The organism is Marinobacter sp. VGCF2001 (assembly GCF_049943275.1).
Classification (GTDB): Bacteria; Pseudomonadota; Gammaproteobacteria; order Pseudomonadales; family Oleiphilaceae; genus Marinobacter.
The window spans coordinates 1-403 of the sequence record NZ_JBNFVX010000044.1 but is presented as its reverse complement, the minus strand read 5'-3'; the positions used below and the strand labels follow the sequence as shown (position 1 = coordinate 403).

At 59.8% G+C, this 403-nt stretch carries 1 protein-coding gene; it reads left to right on the top strand.

Going from position 1 to position 403, the window contains the following annotated elements; genetic code table 11:
- A partial coding sequence (locus tag ACP2AU_RS16750) for a hypothetical protein (RefSeq protein ID WP_426377351.1) occupies positions 1 to 318 on the top strand: 318 nt, incomplete at its 5' end.
- Positions 319 to 403: the final 85 nt, after the last annotated feature.

Genomic DNA, 403 nt, shown 5'->3' with positions numbered 1-403 from the left:
GCGTTATTGGCCCAGGCCGTCGCCATTTTTGGCGGGCTCCGTGCAAAGGCCTTGGCATCGGGTATGGCAGCAAAGCCGCTTGTGTTGATGATGGCCAAGGCCGGAAAAGTGGCTGTCGGGGTTGGTTGCCAAAGTCACCCGCAGCATAGTTATTCATGGCGTGCCCCAGTCGCGGGGTCGTCCAGTTCAAATGGTAATCGGGTTGGTGCGGTTTGCGCTCTGGTTCCTTTCGCCATCCGTTGGGTTGGTGCAAGCTGGTCGGGAGAGGGCATTCAGCGTTGGGTGCCAAGGGAAACCCTGGTGGTGACCGGCCACTAACCAGCCGGTCAACCGGACGCCAAAAGCGTACCGCTTTTGGTTCCCTTCGCTAGCGCTCCGGCGCCGGTTACCTCAGCGTTATACA